General features: G+C 60.9%; 16 protein-coding genes, 2 tRNA genes and 2 pseudogenes. 18 read left to right on the top strand and 2 right to left on the bottom strand.

Going from position 1 to position 17,432, the window contains the following annotated elements; translation table 11 throughout:
- Positions 1–3 precede the first annotated feature (3 nt).
- Positions 4–1,784, bottom strand: a pseudogene (gene treZ / locus H2O14_RS08695) (malto-oligosyltrehalose trehalohydrolase).
- Positions 1,785–2,336: 552 nt separating this feature from the next.
- Between treZ and H2O14_RS08690 the strand changes: the two are divergent.
- A complete protein-coding gene (locus H2O14_RS08690) occupies positions 2,337–3,398 on the top strand; it encodes a porin (RefSeq protein ID WP_182827327.1) in 1,062 nt (353 codons plus the stop codon).
- Positions 3,399–3,725: 327 nt separating this feature from the next.
- Entirely contained in the window at positions 3,726–4,775 is a 1,050-nt protein-coding gene (locus tag H2O14_RS08685; protein ID WP_182827326.1) for a porin, read from the top strand.
- A gap of 252 nt (positions 4,776–5,027) precedes the next feature.
- Here H2O14_RS08685 and H2O14_RS08680 read toward each other — a convergent pair.
- Positions 5,028–5,102, bottom strand: a tRNA-Thr gene (locus H2O14_RS08680).
- A gap of 204 nt (positions 5,103–5,306) precedes the next feature.
- Here H2O14_RS08680 and H2O14_RS08675 point away from each other — a divergent pair.
- From H2O14_RS08675 to H2O14_RS08600, 16 genes and pseudogenes are all read left to right on the top strand, one after another.
- Positions 5,307–5,480 (top strand): hypothetical protein, encoded by a 174-nt coding sequence (locus H2O14_RS08675; protein WP_182827325.1) that lies wholly within the window; start codon positions 5,307–5,309, stop codon positions 5,478–5,480.
- Positions 5,481–5,645: 165 nt separating this feature from the next.
- Complete coding sequence (gene murA, locus H2O14_RS08670; RefSeq protein ID WP_182827324.1) at positions 5,646–6,938, top strand: UDP-N-acetylglucosamine 1-carboxyvinyltransferase; 1,293 nt, start codon at positions 5,646–5,648, stop codon at positions 6,936–6,938.
- A 91-nt stretch (positions 6,939–7,029) separates the two neighbouring features.
- Positions 7,030–7,467: a DUF2948 family protein gene (locus H2O14_RS08665; protein ID WP_210275430.1), complete on the top strand. Its 438-nt coding sequence runs from the start codon at positions 7,030–7,032 to the stop codon at positions 7,465–7,467.
- 45 nt (positions 7,468–7,512) lie between these two features.
- Entirely contained in the window at positions 7,513–8,811 is a 1,299-nt protein-coding gene (hisD, locus tag H2O14_RS08660; RefSeq protein ID WP_182827323.1) for a histidinol dehydrogenase, read from the top strand.
- 2 nt (positions 8,812–8,813) lie between these two features.
- Positions 8,814–9,290 (top strand): UPF0262 family protein, encoded by a 477-nt coding sequence (locus tag H2O14_RS08655; RefSeq protein WP_182827322.1) that lies wholly within the window; start codon positions 8,814–8,816, stop codon positions 9,288–9,290.
- Between the two features lie 5 nt (positions 9,291–9,295).
- On the top strand, positions 9,296–9,760 hold the full coding sequence (locus H2O14_RS08650; protein ID WP_182827321.1) for a low molecular weight phosphatase family protein: 465 nt from the start codon (positions 9,296–9,298) through the stop codon (positions 9,758–9,760).
- A 151-nt stretch (positions 9,761–9,911) separates the two neighbouring features.
- Positions 9,912–10,130, top strand: coding sequence for a translation initiation factor IF-1 (gene infA / locus H2O14_RS08645; protein WP_004435948.1), 219 nt, complete (start codon positions 9,912–9,914; stop codon positions 10,128–10,130).
- A 27-nt stretch (positions 10,131–10,157) separates the two neighbouring features.
- Positions 10,158–10,781 (top strand): Maf-like protein, encoded by a 624-nt coding sequence (locus H2O14_RS08640; protein WP_182827320.1) that lies wholly within the window; start codon positions 10,158–10,160, stop codon positions 10,779–10,781.
- Positions 10,760–10,990: a DNA gyrase inhibitor YacG gene (gene yacG, locus H2O14_RS08635; protein WP_182827319.1), complete on the top strand. Its 231-nt coding sequence runs from the start codon at positions 10,760–10,762 to the stop codon at positions 10,988–10,990. Before H2O14_RS08640 ends, yacG begins: the two co-directional genes overlap by 22 nt.
- A 143-nt stretch (positions 10,991–11,133) precedes the next feature.
- Positions 11,134–11,209, top strand: a tRNA-Phe gene (locus tag H2O14_RS08630).
- A gap of 139 nt (positions 11,210–11,348) precedes the next feature.
- Complete coding sequence (locus H2O14_RS08625; protein WP_182827318.1) at positions 11,349–11,576, top strand: hypothetical protein; 228 nt, start codon at positions 11,349–11,351, stop codon at positions 11,574–11,576.
- Between the two features lie 544 nt (positions 11,577–12,120).
- Complete coding sequence (gene rfbC / locus H2O14_RS08620; protein WP_182827317.1) at positions 12,121–12,699, top strand: dTDP-4-dehydrorhamnose 3,5-epimerase; 579 nt, start codon at positions 12,121–12,123, stop codon at positions 12,697–12,699.
- A 1-nt stretch (position 12,700) separates the two neighbouring features.
- Complete coding sequence (rfbB, locus tag H2O14_RS08615) at positions 12,701–13,756, top strand: dTDP-glucose 4,6-dehydratase (protein ID WP_182827316.1); 1,056 nt, start codon at positions 12,701–12,703, stop codon at positions 13,754–13,756.
- A complete protein-coding gene (rfbD, locus tag H2O14_RS08610) occupies positions 13,753–14,640 on the top strand; it encodes a dTDP-4-dehydrorhamnose reductase (protein ID WP_312858575.1) in 888 nt (295 codons plus the stop codon). Before rfbB ends, rfbD begins: the two co-directional genes overlap by 4 nt.
- Before the next feature lie 41 nt (positions 14,641–14,681).
- The gene (gene rfbA / locus H2O14_RS08605) at positions 14,682–15,545 is read left to right on the top strand and encodes a glucose-1-phosphate thymidylyltransferase RfbA (protein WP_182827314.1); all 864 of its coding nucleotides are present in this window, start codon (positions 14,682–14,684) and stop codon (positions 15,543–15,545) included.
- 580 nt (positions 15,546–16,125) lie between these two features.
- Positions 16,126–17,411, top strand: a pseudogene (locus H2O14_RS08600) (ABC transporter substrate-binding protein).
- The last annotated feature ends 21 nt before the right edge of the window (positions 17,412–17,432 follow it).

Here is a 17,432-nt window from a genome sequence, read left to right as displayed (position 1 = left end):
GATTCAAGCGGCCTCGATCGTCCAGATGACCGACCAAGGCGCCCGCAAGCCGTCGGTGTCTCGATGGCTTCGCCAGAGGATGTCGCCCTTTGTTTCTTCGCGCGCCGGCACGGCGTCGGCGCCGAGATTGACGCTCAAGCTTAGAACGGCGTTGTCGTAACGCCACGAGACGTCGAGCCGTGTCGCCTCGGTCTGATAGTTCGCCGTCCGGAGAGTCTGCTTGAGAAGAGGGATCACTTTTTCTCGCCGGATCGCCAACAGAGTTTTGTAGAAGTCCAGGGAGTTTCCGGCGAGGTCGTCCGCGCATTCCTCCCAATCCACCTTTGCCGACAGAAACGTCTCTTCCGGGATGTGGGGGTCGGGGATCTTTTCGGCATGTTCAGGCTCGAAGCCCGGCAGCCGCGACATCTCCTTGCCGCGACCTTCGCGCACCTTCTGGTTCAGATCGTCATCGAAATCGCAGAAATAGGGAAACGGGCGGGCGGACGCCCATTCTTCGCCCATGAACAACATCGGGATCTGGGGCGACAGAAGATAGATTGCGGCAATGGCGCTGAGGGCATTGTCTTCCGCGAAATCGACCAAACGGTCGCCGAAGGCGCGATTGCCGATCTGGTCGTGGTTCTGAATGAAGGCGATGAAAGCCTGCGCGGGCAGATGCGCACTCGCGCCGCCTCTCGTCGAACCTCGGTAGGGCATCTCCTGCCCCTGATAGATGAAGCCCTCGGTAAGCGCCCGACCGAGATCCTGGGGCAGCGCCTGATAATCGGCGTAATAGCCGACCGTCTCGCCCGTCGCCGCCACATGCAGGGCGTGATGGATGTCGTCGTTCCATTGCGCGGTGTAGGCGAGCGGCATCCCGGAGCCGTCCCGTTCGAGAAGGGTGGGATCGTTATGCTCGTTTTCGACGACGAGGTGGACGATCCTGTCGCCCGCGGCTGCGCGCACGCGACGCGCCAGTTCGGCAAGAAGATGCTCGTCGCTGGTGTCGTCGATTGCGTGGACCGCGTCCAGCCTCAGCCCGTCCATGCGGAATTTATCGATCCAATATATCGCGTTCTGGATCACATAATCGCGCACCAGTTTGGAATCGGTGTCGTCGAAATTGATGCCGGCTCCCCATGGAGTGTGATGTCGCTCGGTGAACAGCGGCGCGTAGAGACCCATATAATTGCCGTCCGGTCCGAAGTGGTTGTAGACGACATCGAGCATGACGGAGAGCCCGTGGCGGTGGGCTTCGTCGACGAAGGCCTTGAGATCGTCCGGCGCGCCGTATCCGGAATAGGGCGCGTAATGCAGCACGCCGTCATAACCCCATCCCCAGCGACCTGGGAATTCGGCGAGCGGCATCAGCTGAATGACGGTGACGCCGAGATCGGCGAGATAAGGCAATTTCGCCGCCGCCGACTTGAACGTGCCCTCCGGCGTGAACGCGCCGACATGCAACTCGTAGACGACACTGTCCTCCCATGGCCGACCGCGCCAATCCGGCGTACGCCAAAGGTAGTGCGAGGGTCGACGACTTCGCTCGGGCCCTTCAGCCCGTCGGGCTGGTGACGCGATGCAGGGTCCGGTATCTCCAGGCCGTCCTCGAGCACAAATCGATACCGTGTTCCGGCCCCCGCATCCTTCACATCCAGAATGCGCCATCCGCCATCCGCCGCGGTCATCGGCACAAGAGGCCCCTCGTCGATCCGGAGCCCGATCTTTTCCTGAAGCGGCGCCCAGAGCCTGAAAAGGACGCCCTGTTCGTGAATGATGGGACCAAAGGCGAAGTGGGACAATGGTTCATGCCTCCTTGGGTGAGCAATCGAGGGTGAAACGTTCGGCCGGCGCGCCTGTTCCTAGGCATATCGCTCCTCCGATCTAGAAGCTTAGCGGTCGATATTTTTCGACGCCGGCTTCGACATCACCCAAGGAAGAACGAGTGATGAATGAAAGAGGGATGTGGGGGCGACCAGGCCGCGACAATGAGATAGACGGGCATATATAAGCAATAATTGAACATATCGAAAATAAGATTCGAAGACTGGTTCGGGCGGCCGGGGAAGCGGTAAGGCTGCTCATTCTCGTCACGGAACTGTCATATATCTTTCATATTGTTAGAGAAAATCCCGATCGGCTTCAAGGATTGTTGCATCCGCGCCACAGCGGTCTCGGCAACTCCTGTCATAAAAGTCCAAGTTGAGATTTGTGATATTTTGCCTTCTGAAAAGCTGGGTAAGACATGCCCCGAGAGGACGGGAAGCCGTTCTCTTTACATCGGGGTGGCCAGGTCTCAGGGGAATGCCTTTAGGCGGCCTGGCCGAAATTGAAAAGTTTGACTGGAGGTCAACATGTCTATCAAGAGCCTTCTCCTCGGCTCCGCCGCCGCTCTCTCGGTCGTTTCTGGCGCTCAGGCCGCCGACGCTGTCGTCGCCGCCGAGCCGGAACCCATGGAATATGTCAAGGTCTGCGACGCCTACGGCACCGGCTACTTCTATATCCCCGGCACCGAGACCTGCCTCAAGATCGGCGGCCGCGTCCGCTTCGACCTCAAGGCCGCCAATTCCTACAAGCTCGACAGCGACAAGGGCTGGAACTCGCGTTCGCGCGGCGAAATCTACATGGACTCGGCTTCCGACACCGAATACGGCGCTCTGAAGACCAAGTTCGTCGGCCGCTTCGACTTCGACAACACCTATAATGACGGCGCGCACACGACCACCAAGCTGATTCAGGCGAACATCTCGCTCGCCGGCTTCCAGATCGGTCTCGCCGACACGCTGTTCAGCTCCTTCACGGGCTATGCCGGCGACATCATCAACGACGACGTGGTCTCCTACGGCCAGTTCGAAGTCAACCAGATCAACTACACCTACGACTCGGGCGCCGGCTTCAAGGCCGCGATCGCCGTGGAAGCCGACGATACGCTCAACGACGCCGAAACCAAGGTTGTCAACGGCGAAGACTACATCCCGAACCTGGTCGCAGGCCTCGCCTACAGCACCGACGCCTTTGGCGTGTCCGTGGTCGGCGGCTACGACGAGCGTCGTGACGAAGGCGCGGTCAAGGGTCGCGTCGACGGCGAATTCGGCGCTTTCTCCGCCTTCGTGATGGGCGCCTGGTCTTCTTCGGGCAAGAACGTCAACAACTTCGCTCCGGGCGATGGTTCGGGCGCCGCCTGGGGTGACTGGGCTGCTTGGGCCGGCGTCGGCTACAAGGTCTCCGACGACGTCAAGCTCAACGCTCAGGTCGCCGGCACCGACAAGGACACGCTGGCGATCGCCGCCAACGTCAAGTGGAACCCGGTTGCTGGTCTCCTGATCCAGCCGGAAGTCACCTACACGTCGTTCGACAACGAAAAGGCCGACGGCGATCAGTGGAACGGCATGATCCGCTTCCAGCGCACGTTCTGATCTCATCGATGAGATTCGAAGGGGGCCGCGAGGCCCCTTCACTGCATTTGAAGTGATTTTTTGGTTTCTTGCATCTTTCGATCAGACTCGATCAACCGGTTTGATCTGATCCGATTAAAGAAGTGGCGCATTCGCCACGGCTTTGCGGAGCGAAGCTTAGCAGGCCCAGCAATTTCTCACTTTCATATTTTGTCATTCGCGATCGCCGGGTAAGGTTTTTCTCGAAGGGGCAAGACACCTCGCTTCTTCGAAAAAGGGGCGGTTGGGCGTGGTTTTCCGCGATAGTGGCCCTGACCTAAAGATAACAACGAACTGGAGTTCACACTCATGAACATCAAGAGCCTTCTTCTCGGCTCCGCAGCTGCTCTGGCGGTTGTTTCCGGCGCTCAGGCTGCCGACGCCGTGGTTGCCGCCGAGCCGGAACCCATGGAATATGTCAAGGTTTGCGACGCGTTCGGCACCGGCTATTTCTACATCCCGGGCACCGAAACCTGCCTCAAGGTCGGCGGTCGCGTTCGCTTCGACGTTCAGGCTGCTGACTCCTACTCTGTGAAGAGCCAGGAAGGTTACAACACCCGCACCCGCGGCGAAATCTACATGGACTCCGCTTCGGACACCGAATACGGCGCTCTGAAGACCCAGTTCATCGGCCGCTTCGATTTCGACGGCACCTACAACGATGGCCAGCACACCACCACCAAGCTGATCGCCGCGAACATCTCGCTCGCCGGCTTCCAGGTCGGTCTCGCTGACTCGGTGTACAGCTCGTTCACCAACTACGCCGGCGACATCATCAACGACGACGTGATCTCCTACGGCGGTTTCGAAGTCAACCAGATCAACTACACCTATGACTCCGGCGCTGGCTTCAAGGCTGTCGTGGCCGTTGAAGCTGACGATACGCTGAACGGCGCTGGCCGCGTCGTCAACGGTAAGGACTACGTCCCGAATTTCGTCGCAGGCGCTGGCTACACCATGGGCTCCTTCGGCGTGACCGTCGTCGGCGGCTATGACGAGCGTGCTGAAGAAGGCGCTGTCAAGGCTCGCTTGGACGGCAACTTCGGCGCCGTTTCGGCCTTCGTGATGGGCGCCTGGAACTCGGGCGGCGTCAATGCCTACGCTCCTGGCGACCAGTATGTTGGTTGGGGCGACTGGGCTGCATGGGCTGGCGTTGGCTACAAGGCCGCCGACAACCTCGCTGCAAACCTCCAGGTTGCCGGAACCGACAACGACACGTTCGCTGCCGCCGCCAACCTCAAGTGGAACCCGGTTTCCGGTCTCCTGATCATGCCGGAAGTGACCTACACGAAGTGGGACAACAAGGTGGTCGACAACGACCAGTGGAACGGCATGCTCCGCTTCGAGCGCACGTTCTAATCCAATCCGGATTGCGGAAAGGGGGCTTCGGCCCCCTTTTTGCGTTTGCGGCGACGCATTGTCGATCGTCGAACAGCACGGAGCAGTCTTGACTGTGCCATTCTTCGGATCTGCAAATATCGGAATTGGGTTGGCGCGGCGTGCGACGACAGTCTGACCGATCCAAGGCGCTGAACGGGAACGCTTGTTCGCCTGAGGACCAGCGATCCTCGCCCCGGATATCAAATCAACCTGATATGTCGCCTGGAAAAATGGTGCTGCCGAGTGGGATTGAACCACCGACCTCACCCTTACCAAGGGTGTGCTCTACCACTGAGCTACGGCAGCATGACCATGAAAACGCTTGATGTTTCAGCGTTTGAACCGAAGCGGCGCGTTCGTCGTCCGGTAGGCGGGCTATTGCCATAGACTCAGGGGGCATGCAAGCGCCGATTTCCATTTTGCGAAAGTTTTTTGGCCGCCTGCTCTCGGAAGCTTGGCGAACAGGCCTTTCCGCGTTACATGTTCACCATGCATAATGAAGACGATCACATGGAAAAGCGCCGCCAGCCGGCCGCGCCGCGGCAGAAGCGTGAAGACAGGCTCAAGGCCGAACTGCGCGCCAACCTCGCCAAGCGCAAGCTGCAGGCGCGCGCACGCCGCCAGGGGGCCGAAGACGTCCGCCCGGGCGCGTTGATGCCAGGGGCTGACGACGAAACAGGCTGACCGTTTGCCGGCGCCGGCGACGCAAACTCTTCGCCTCACTTTTCTCCCATTTGCGCGATTAACCGCCCTTGGCGGCGTTCCTTGAATGTCAGGGATCAATCCGCTAAAGGGGCCTAGGTTTATTCGCGGGCGCGCAACAGGCGGCTCCGCAGGGGATAGGATTTCATGGATCGCATCAGGATCGTCGGCGGCCGGCCGCTCAATGGCGTCATTCCGATTTCAGGAGCGAAGAACGCGGCCCTGCCGCTGATGATCGCGTCTCTGATGACCAGCGACACGCTGACTTTGGAAAATGTGCCGCATCTGGCCGATGTGGAGCAATTGATCCGCATTCTCGGCAATCACGGCGTCGACATCTCCGTCAACGGCCGTCGCGAGCATCAGGACGGGTCCTATGCCCGCACAGTACACTTTACCTGCCGCACCGTGGCCGATGTCATTGCGCCTTATGAGCTCGTCTCCAAGATGCGTGCGAGCTTCTGGGTGATCGGCCCGCTTCTGGCGCGTGAAGGCAAGGCGCGCGTGTCATTGCCCGGCGGCTGCGCCATCGGCACGCGGCCGGTCGATCTGTTCATAGAGGGCCTGCGGGCGCTCGGCGCCGAGATCGAGATCGACAGCGGCTATGTCAATGCGACGGCGCCGAAGGGCGGCCTGATCGGCGCGCGCTACACATTCCCGAAAGTGTCCGTCGGCGCGACGCATGTGATGCTGATGGCGGCAAGCCTGGCGCGCGGCGAGACGGTGATCGGCAATGCCGCCCGCGAGCCGGAAGTCGTCGACCTCGCCAATTGCCTGAACGCCATGGGCGCCAAGATTTCGGGCGCCGGCACCTCCACCATCACCATCGAAGGCGTCTCCGCCCTCTCGGGCGCGCGGCACCGAGTCATGCCGGATCGCATCGAAACAGGCACCTACGCCATGGCCGTCGCCATGACAGGCGGCGACGTCGAGATCGTCGACACCAATCCCGCTTATCTCGAAACCGCGCTCGAGGCGATCCGCCGCGCCGGAGCCGAAATCACCACCACCGAGCGCGGCATCCGCGTCGTGGGCCATGGCGGCGGCATCAAGCCGGTCGACATCGTCACCGACCCTTATCCGGGCTTCCCGACGGATCTTCAGGCGCAGTTCATGGGCCTGATGACCCGCGCAAACGGCGCGGCGCACATCACCGAGACGATCTTCGAAAACCGCTTCATGCATGTGCAGGAACTGGCCCGTCTCGGCGCCAAGATTACCCTCAACGGCCAGACGGCCCGGATCGAGGGTGTCGAGCGTCTCAAGGGCGCGCCGGTCATGGCGACCGATCTTCGCGCTTCCGTGTCGCTGGTTATCGCCGGCCTGGCGGCTGAAGGCGAGACTATGGTGTCGCGCGTCTACCACCTCGATCGCGGCTTCGAACGGCTGGAAGAGAAGCTTACGCGCTGCGGCGCGCTGGTGGAGCGCATCAGCGATTGATCCGCCGGTTGCGGAGCGGGCGGGTCGCTCTTATCTGAGGCAGTAAGAGAGGCCCGCCGCAGGATGCGGGCCACAATACTGGACAGACATCATGACATTGAAACTGCTCGCCCTCGACGAAGAAGACCTGACCGTGATCTCGGCGCAGATGCAGGACGCCGTCTTCAAGGTCGGCGACATCGATTTCAAGCCGCGCGCCGGCCATTTCATGCTGGCGGCCAACCGCTTCGCCTGGGAGGCCGGCGACCGCGGCGAGAAGGGCTTCGAGCGCAGACGCGCCGCGCTCTGTTTCAAGCAGGTCAAATCGGTCCGATCGATCGGCTTCGACCGCAAGGCGTCCGACACGGTGCTGTCGCTTCTGGCCATTCTCTTCGACAAGGAAGGCGAGGGGCCGGACGGTTCGGTCGAACTGGTGCTTTCCGGAGGCGGTTCGATCCTGCTACATGTGGACTGCATAGAAGCCCAGCTTGCGGATACCGGCGGGGCATGGGAAACCGCCATGAAGCCCCGGCATCCTGGGGCGGCGTGAGGCGCGGGCTCACCGGCCCGGGCGCGGGGTGAAGAGGGCATTGCATTGGCGATTTGGCTGGACAGCAGCGATCAGGATTTCGAGACGCGGTTCGCCGCCTTCCTGACCACGAAACGGGAAGTCTCCGAGGATGTGAATGCGACCGTCAAGGCGATCATCGCCGATGTCGTCGCCCGTGGCGACGATGCACTCGCTGATTATTCTCGACGCTTCGACCAACTCGATTTCACTCAGGTCTCCATGCGCGTCGAGGCGCACGAACTCGACGCCGCCTATGCGGCCATCGAACCGAAGGTTCGAGACGCCCTGCATCTCGCCGCCGAACGCATCGAAAAGCATCACCGCCGCCAGTTGCCCAAGGACGATGTCTATGAGGACGCGCTCGGCGTCACCCTCGGTTCGCGCTGGACCGCCATCGAGGCTGTCGGCCTCTATGTGCCCGGCGGCAGCGCCAGCTATCCGAGCTCGGTGCTGATGAACGCCATTCCGGCCAAGGTCGCCGGCGTGCCGCGCCTGGTGATGGTCGTGCCCGCCATGCGCGGGGAGATCAATGCGGCGGTGCTTGCCGCGGCCAGGATCGCCGGCGTCGACGAGATCTACAGGATCGGCGGTGCCCAGGCCATTGCCGCGCTCGCTTACGGCACCGCCACAATCGCGCCCGTCGCCAAGGTCACCGGCCCCGGCAACGCCTATGTCGCCGCCGCCAAGCGGCAGGTGTTCGGAACCATCGGCATCGACATGATCGCCGGTCCCTCGGAAGTGCTCGTCATCGCAGACAAGGACAATGATCCCGACTGGATCGCCGCCGATCTTCTCGCCCAGGCGGAACATGACACCGGCGCCCAGTCCATTCTCGTCACCGACGACGCCGAGTTCGGCCGCGCCGTCACGGCGGCCGTCGAGCGTCAGTTGAAACGCTTGAGCCGCGCGGAGACGGCGGAGGCCTCCTGGCGCGATTTCGGCGCCGTGATCCTCGTGCCGCATCTCGACGCCTCCGTGGAGATCGCCGATCGCATCGCCGCCGAGCATCTGGAAATCGCCACCGCCGATCCCGAAGCGTTGATGAACCGCATCCGCAATGCCGGCGCCTTCTTCCTCGGTCGTCATACGCCCGAAGTGATCGGCGATTATGTCGGCGGCTCGAACCATGTGCTGCCGACGGCGCGTTCGGCGCGCTTTTCGTCCGGCCTGTCGGTGCTGGATTACATGAAGCGCTCGTCGATCCTCAAATTGACGGCCGATCCGTTGCGGGCGCTGGGGCCGGCCGCCATCGCGCTGGCGGAATGTGAAGGGCTCGACGCCCATGCGCGCTCCGTCGCCATCCGGCTCAATCCCGAGGCGTGATCATGACGGGAGCGGGGGCGTTTCGACTATCGGATGTCACGCTCGATGAATCGATCGGGCGCTCGACGCCCGATGTCGAGCATGAACGCGCCGTCGCCATTTTCGACCTGCTGGAAGAAAACAGCTTCCGGCCCGAGGGCCACGCCGGCGGTCCCTACAGGCTCAAGCTTTCCCTCATCGATCACAAGCTGGTGTTGGCGATCGCCACAGAGGGCGGCGAGGCGGTGGCGACGCATATCCTGTCGCTGACGCCGCTCAAGCGGATCATCAAAGACTATTTCATGATCTGCGAAAGCTATTACCAGGCGATCCGATCGGCTTCGCCGAGCCAGATCGAGGCCATCGACATGGGTCGGCGCGGCATCCACAACGAGGGCTCGCAGACGTTGGAAGACCGGCTGAAGGGCAAGGTCGCGATCGACTTCGATACGGCCCGTCGTCTGTTCACTTTGGTCTGCGTCCTTTACTGGCGGGGCTGAACCGGATGCAGAGCCACACTGCCGCGCCATCGAGACAACCGGGCGCCGCTGTTCTGTTCATGTGCGGCATGAACTCCATCCGCTCGCCGATGGCCGAGGCGATCGCCCGCCACTATCTGCCGCAGGTCTATGTCGCCTCCGCCGGCGTCCGTCGCGGCGATCGCGATCCCTTCGTGGACATCGTGCTCGACGAGGTCGGCCTGTCCTTGGGTCGGCACCAGCCGCATCTGCTCGACGATCTCGAAGACGATTACTTCGATCTGATCGTGACGCTCGCGCCGGAAGCTCATCACGCCGCACTCGACTTCACTCGCTCTTGGGCGGCTGATGTGATCTACTGGCCCACGCCCGATCCGACCGCGACGACGGGGTCGCGTGAGCAGATCCTCACCGCCTATCGCGAGGTCCGGGATCATCTGACGCGCCTGATCCGCGACAGGCTCGCGGTCAAAAGTCCGGCATCGGAGTAAAAGCCTTGAGCCTTCTTGCTTCGCAGGCGTTTTCGGCCTAAAACCGCCGCCCGGCCTGTTCACAAAGCCCAAGCTTTTGTGTAGGTTCCGCGCAATTCAAAGGGGGCGAGCTCTCTGCCGCCCGCCAAACCATCTAGGAACACACCCAAATATGGCGAAAGAAGAAGTACTGGAATTTCCGGGCGTCGTGACCGAATTGCTCCCCAACGCCACTTTCCGCGTGAAGTTGGAAAACGAGCATGAAATCATCGCCCACACTGCGGGCCGCATGCGCAAGAACCGCATCCGCGTTCTGGCCGGCGACAAGGTCCTGGTGGAAATGACGCCTTACGACCTCACCAAGGGCCGCATCACCTATCGCTTCAAGTAAGCCCGGCCGCCAGGGGAGACGCCTGTCATGCTCAATCAGCGGCTGATATTGGCGTCCGGCTCGCCGCGTCGCCTCGATCTTCTGGCGCAGGCGGGCATAACGCCCGATCGCCTCTTACCCATGGATCTCGACGAAACCCCCAAACGCGCCGAGCATCCACGCTCTCTGGCGCGCCGGCTTTGCCATGAGAAGGCCGAAGCCGCATTCCAGGCGGTGCGCACCGACCCGGCCTGGGCCGGCAGCTATATTCTCGCCGCCGACACCGTGGTGGCCGTGGGGCGCCGCATTCTCGGCAAGCCCGACTATGTCGAAGAGGCCTCGGCCTCGCTGCATCTTCTGTCGGGCCGCAGTCACTGGGTCTATACCGGCCTCTGCCTGATCACCCCGGCCGGCCAGGCCCGCATCAAGGTGGTCGAGACCAAGGTGCGCTTCAAGCGCCTGACCTCGCATGAAATCATGGCTTATATCGACTCGGGCGAATGGCGCGGCAAAGCGGGCGGTTACGCCATCCAGGGCTTCGCCGGAAGCTTCGTCCAGAAGATCGCCGGCTCCTATACCGGCGTCGTCGGCCTGCCGCTCTACGAGACCACGCAGTTGCTGATCGGCGAAGGCTACGAATTCCTAGAGAAATGGCGCGAGGGCGCGCCATGACCGCCTCCAACGTCGCGCCGCTGCGCAAGGCGCGCCCCTGTCCGGAATGCAACAGGCCCTCGACGCGGGACTGCTACCCGTTTTGCTCGGAGCGTTGCCGCAATCTCGATCTGTCGCGTTGGCTTTCAGGTTCGTATGCGATCCCGGTGGCGGAGGACGAGTCCAAAGCGGAGGACGACTACCGACTTCCCCGCAGCGACGAAGGCTGAAAATACCAGTTTTTAAAAGCACTTACGAAAAACCGAAAAAAACTGTCATAGGGGTTGCGCCCAAAAAATTAGGTGTTATAACCCCGCTCGCTTCCGGAGAAAACCAAGCTCCGGCGGAGACGAAAGCCTCCGAACAGCGCGTTGCCCGGGTAGCTCAGTTGGTAGAGCAGCGGATTGAAAATCCGCGTGTCACTGGTTCGATTCCGGTCCCGGGCACCATTTCAATAAATATGAATTCTCGCGCAGTACCGCTTGACGCCTTGCGTCAAAAGCATCCATCACGTCTAAAGGCAAGTTCGCGGCTTTTTGACCAGCGTTTTTATCGAAGCGCTTTCCGCCAGGCGGCGTCGCGCGCCGCTTGCTTGCTACAAAACCAGCGTTCACCGTCAAGCATGTTGATGCGGGTTGCGGCGTAACTTTGTTGTCACAGGGAATGAAAGATTCTCTCGCCGGTATCGTGGGGAATATTGCCTTTTACGTCGCAACGGACGAGAGGCGGCGTATGTCCGGCGCCAACCGCCGTCAGCATCACGCCGATCGCAAGAACGCCGCCGAGGATTTTGGATATGTCGTGGTCCTCGATTGACCTCGAAGATTAGGAGAAGAGAAAAGTTCTCCGGTCAAATCGGTTGCTCAAATTTCAAGATTGTCCCTTTGATGGTGATTTGGCGGCTTCCTTTCGGGCATGTCATCCGGCAAACAGCGCTTCGTCATCGCTGCGAAGTCGATCAGGGAGAGGGCGCCTGCCCGAGCGGCCGGCGATCCTCACGGGTTTCCCCAAGGCGGCTTCGGAAGGCGGTCGAACGGTGGGATAGTGGCGCTCTGCTCGTGATCCGCCGATCCCAGCGGCGTGGCCGTCGGGCGCAACTATCATACGTTTTCAAATCCGGACGCTCCATATGCGGAGGGTTCGTTTTGAGGCGCTCGTTGGAGCGACGACGATCGATCCAGGCGTCCCAAAGGAAATGTTCGATAGTCGCTGGGGCGAAAATCAAGACCAGGGGAGCAACCGATCCAAGGGACGTGATATCCGGAGTCGCCAACCGTCGCCTCCTCATCGTAAAGCGCCATTATGCACTTGCAATGATCGGATGAGTCCGAATATTGCTAGCTCGATCAGGAGATTGTCGATGCAGTTTGAACGTCTAGCTATTTCTGATGTTGTAAAGATCACGCCTGCCCGCTTCGGCGATCATCGCGGATACTTCTCGGAAGTATTCAAGGACGCCTGGTTTCGCGACAACATCGCCGATGTAAGCTTCGTGCAGGACAATCAATCTCTCTCCGCAACGCCCGGCACTGTGCGCGGCCTGCATTTCCAGCTGGAGCCCTTCGGCCAAGGAAAGCTGGTGCGTTGCATTCAGGGTTCGATTTTCGATGTCGCCGTTGACATCCGCGTGGGGTCGCCGACCTATGGGCAATGGGTGGGCGCGGAGCTTTCCGCCGAGAACGGCGCGCAGCTCTGGATTCCCGTCGGTTTCGCCCATGGCTTTGCGACCTTGGTTCCGGATACGATTCTGCACTACAAAGTGACGGCGCCCTATAGCGCCAAGGACGATCGCGGCCTGCTGTGGAACGATGGCGATATCGCCATCGAATGGCCGTTCGACGTGAGCGCGGCCGTGCTGTCGGACAAGGATAAGGTCCAGCCGAAGCTGGCCGATCTTCCACCCTCATTCCATTATGCCGCCCCCGGGGAGACTGTCTGACATGCGTATTCTGGTCACCGGCGGCGCCGGTTTCATTGGTTCGGCCCTTGTCCGCCATCTGGTCCGCGACGTCGGCGCCGACGTTCTCAATGTCGATAAGCTCACCTATGCCGGCAACGAGGCCTCGCTGAAAGTCATCGAAAACGCGCCCAACTATCGCTTCCTGAAGGCGGACATCTGCGACGGCCAGGCGATGAATGAGGCCTTTGCCTCCTTCAAGCCCGACCGGATCATGCATCTGGCTGCCGAAAGCCATGTCGATCGCTCCATCACCGGTGCGGCTGAATTCGTCCAGACCAATGTGATGGGCACCTTCATGCTGCTGGAAGCCGCGCGCCGTTACTGGGGCGGGCTTGATGGTGATGAGAAGGACGCGTTCCGCTTCCTGCATGTCTCCACCGACGAGGTCTATGGCTCTCTGGGCGACGAAGGGCTGTTCCATGAGACGACGCCCTATGATCCGTCTTCGCCCTATTCGGCCTCCAAGGCCGCCAGCGACCATCTGGCCATCGCCTGGCATCGAACCTATGGCCTGCCGGTCGTGGTGTCGAACTGCTCAAACAATTACGGCCCTTATCATTTCCCTGAAAAGCTGATCCCGTTGATCATTCTCAACGCGCTCGATGGCAAGCCGCTGCCGGTCTATGGCCGGGTCAACATCCGCGACTGGCTCTATGTCGAGGATCATGCCCGCGCCCTGCATCTGATCGCCTCGAAAGGTCGGCTGGGCGAGAAATACAATGTCGGCGGACGCAACGAGCGGCGCAATATCGACGTGGTAAAGCGCATCTGTGCGCTGATGGACAAAATGCGGCCCAAGGCTGAGCCGCATGAGGCGCTGATCAAATACGTCACCGACCGACCCGGTCACGATGCGCGCTACGCGATCGATGCGACGCGACTGGAAACCGAGCTCGGTTGGAAGGCGCTGGAAAATTTCGATACCGGCATCGAGAAGACGGTCGCCTGGTATCTCGACAATGAATGGTGGTGGCGTCCGTTGCGCGACGGCGTTTATTCCGGCGAACGCCTGGGCACGCTGGAGAAAAAGGCGTGAGCCCGCTCCGCATCGCCGTCACCGGCAAGGAGGGGCAGGTCGCCCGCTCGATGATCGCGCTCGGCCCTGACATGGGCGTCGAGATCATCGCCGTGGGCCGCCCTGACGTGGATTTGCAGAACCCTGCGTCTATTCTGCCGGCTCTCAAGGCGGCGCGGCCCGATGCGATCGTCTCGGCCGCCGCCTATACGGCGGTCGACAAGGCCGAGACCGAGAAGGACGCCGCCTTCGCCATCAACGGCGCCGGCGCCGGCGCGGTGGCTCACGCGGCCAGGGCTTTGGGCGTGCCTGTGCTACATCTCTCCACTGACTATGTCTTCGATGGTTCGAAGGCCGAGCGCTATCTGGAAACCGATCCGACCGGCCCGACCTCGGTCTATGGCGCCTCGAAGCTCGAGGGCGAGCGCCAGGTGGCGGCGGCGACCGATGTCTATGCGATCTTCCGCACCGCTTGGGTCTATTCGCCCTTTGGCGCAAATTTCTTGAAGACCATGTTGCGGCTCGGCGAAACGCGCGATGCGCTCTCGGTCGTCGGCGATCAGTTCGGTTGCCCGACCTCGGCTGAAGACATTGCCCGCGCCATGATCCTCGCGGCGCAGAAAATGGTCGAAAGCAATGATGAGACGTATCGCGGCGTCTTTCATCTCACCGGGTCTGGCGAGGCGACTTGGGCCGATTTCGCGCGCGAGATCTTTTCCTGCGCCGAAGGTTTTGGCCGCAAGCCGGTGACGGTGACGGCGATCACCTCGGATCAATATCCATCGCCGGTGAAGCGCCCGGCCAATTCCAGGCTGTCGGGCGAAAAACTGCAGCATATCTATGGCATTGTGCTGCCGCCGTGGCGGCAATCGACCGCCAAAGTGGTCGCGACGTTATTGGGTTGATCGGGGCGCATCAGTGTTCCGATGCGTGTGAGGGGAAGACGATGAAGGGCATTATTCTGGCGGGCGGCAGCGGCACGCGTCTGCATCCGATGACATTGGCGCTCAGCAAGCAGCTGATCCCGGTCTATGACAAGCCGATGATCTATTATCCGCTGACCACGCTGATGCTGGCGGGCATCCGCGAGATCCTGATCATCTCGACCCCGCATGACATGCCGCATTTCCAGAAATTGCTGGGCGACGGCTCGCAATGGGGTATTTCGCTGAGTTATGTGGTCCAGGAGAAGCCCGATGGCCTCGCCCAGGCCTTCGTGCTCGGCGCCGATTTCGTCGGCTCGTCCCCCTCCTGCCTGATCCTCGGCGACAACATCTTCTTCGGCCACGGCCTGCCGAAACTGATGGCCGACGCCCGCGCCGATCTCACCGGCGGCAATGTCTTCGCCTATCACGTCGCCGATCCCGAACGCTATGGCGTGGTGGAGTTCGACGACAAGATGAAGGCCGTCTCGATCGAGGAAAAGCCGGCGGCGCCGAAATCCAACTGGGCGGTGACCGGCCTCTATTTCTACGACTCCTCGGTCATCGACATCGCCGCCAATCTCAAACCCTCGGCGCGCGGCGAATATGAGATCACCGACGTCAACCGCATCTATCTCGAACAGGGCAAGCTGAAAGTGTCGATCATGGGCCGTGGTTATGCATGGCTCGACACCGGCACGCCGGACAGCCTGATCGAGGCCGGCGAATTCGTCCGAACGCTCGAGAAGCGCCAGGGCTTCAAGATCGCCTGCCCGGAAGAAGTGGCGCTGCTGCAGGGCTTCGTGTCGAGGGAGACGTTCGAGAAGCACGCTTTGCGATATGGCAAGAGCGATTATGGCAAGTATCTGATGTCGCTTCTTAAATAGGACCGTTTGAGCATCAGCGAGACTCGACTTCGCGTGGCGACAGGGACCGCCAGAAAATTGGCGCGTCCGGCGTCGACGCCGGTTGGTGTAGACTGCGGGACCGTACATCGCCGTTCACATCGAAAGGCCGGCGGCTTGCAGTCACCCCATGGCTGGCTTCGGTCGCTGCTGTGCGCGACAATCACTCACACGAGTCTTTGCCGCGTGATAGCCGCCTTTCACGATGCGGTTTTATCTGTTTCGCCAACTTGACAACTGGGTTTCATCGGGAGACATTGTTTGCATGCAAATGATGTCCGTTTGCGGCTGTGAGTCCGGACATCGACATTTTAAGCGTGAGCGCTCAATATCAGATGTCTGCGTCGCGGCTCTCTGCGGCCTTTTCCTGTTTTTCTCAAAATAGTTAAATAAAACAAGAATTTACTTGACGGTTGCCCAAAATATTCTCTTGCAAACAATTTGGGCTTTGTTATCCTTCTCTGTAATCAAGCGCATACGCTAGAAACAGCCGCAAGAGGTCGCAAAGATCCGGCGGCGCAGCTTCCGACCCGCATGAGAACAGAAGCAAGGGGAACTAAACATGAGCAGGGAATCCCATACATTCGCCATCAACCGACGCGACGCATTGAAGACATTCGGCGCGGCCGCGCTTGCGCTCGCCAGTCCCGCGGTGCTTCGGCCCGCGCTTGCCGCCGATGGCAAGATCAAGTTCGGCGCGCCGATCCACCGCACAGGCATCGGCGCCTCCTATGGGCGTTGGTATGAGCGGACGGCGGCGGCGGCGATCAAGTTGGTCAATGAGGGCGGCGGCATCAATGGCCGTGAGGTGGAGCTGATCGTCGAGGATGACGGCACGGATCCCAAGCGCGGCACCGAACTGATCGAGAAATTCGCCACCGACTACAAGGTCGACGCCGTGTTCGGCCATCTCTTCTCGCATGTGGTCGCCGCCGCCGCGCCCCGCGCCGGCGAATTGAAGATGCCCTATTTCATCTGCTCGGAGGCGAGCTTGCTGCCGTCGGGCGCGCTGAACCGCTATGTTTTCCAGCCCGGCATCACCGATGTGCAAGCGCAGGTGCACGCCATGGCTCCCTGGATGAGCTCGACCCTCGGCAAGAAGGTGACGATGTTCATTCCCGACTATAATTTCGGGCATAATCATCGCGATTTCTTCACCGCCGCCATCAAGGCGCAGGGCGGCGAGGTTATTTCGGTCATCGCCATTCCGCCGACCGAAACCACCTTCACGCGCTATTTTCCGCAGATCCCGCCGGAAACCGAAGTCATCTACCATGTCATGGTGGGCCCGGCCGTTCTGACCTTCGTCAAGGAGATGGGCGATTACCTCGGCAGCCAGCGCCCGCAGATTTTCGGCTTCATCGACTCGCTCGAAGCGGTCGATCTCGCCACGCCGCAATTGGAATTCCTCGACGGCACCTATTTCTGGGAAGCCAGCCCGCGCTACGCCCAAGCCGACCAAAGCGAGTTCGACAAATTCTACCGCGAAAAGGTCGGCGTCGACGCCAATGGCGCCAGCCTCTCCGACCCCAAGGATATTTCCACCTATTCGCATATGTTCTCCTGCTGGGAGACGGTGTTCGCCATGAAGCAGGCGATGGAAATGGCCAACTACAAGGGACCGGAAAGCAAGAAGGACCTGGTCGTGGCGATGGAGTCCATCACCGACCTGCCCGAAGGCAAGGAACGACCGCAGGGCGCCAAGATCTTCGATGGCAAGACCCATCAGGCCTTCGGCAAGCAGTATATTTCAAGGTCGAGGGCGGCAAGCTCAAAGTCGTCCACACCACGTCCATCGACGACGGCCGTTACGAGACGACCGTCGACTACACCAAGATGGAGCTCTGACCGCTCTTTCCCGCAAGGCCC

The organism is Rhizobium sp. G21, assembly GCF_014158035.1.
Taxonomy (GTDB): domain Bacteria; phylum Pseudomonadota; class Alphaproteobacteria; order Rhizobiales; family Rhizobiaceae; genus Rhizobium_E.
This window is presented reverse-complemented; position numbering and strand designations above follow the sequence as displayed.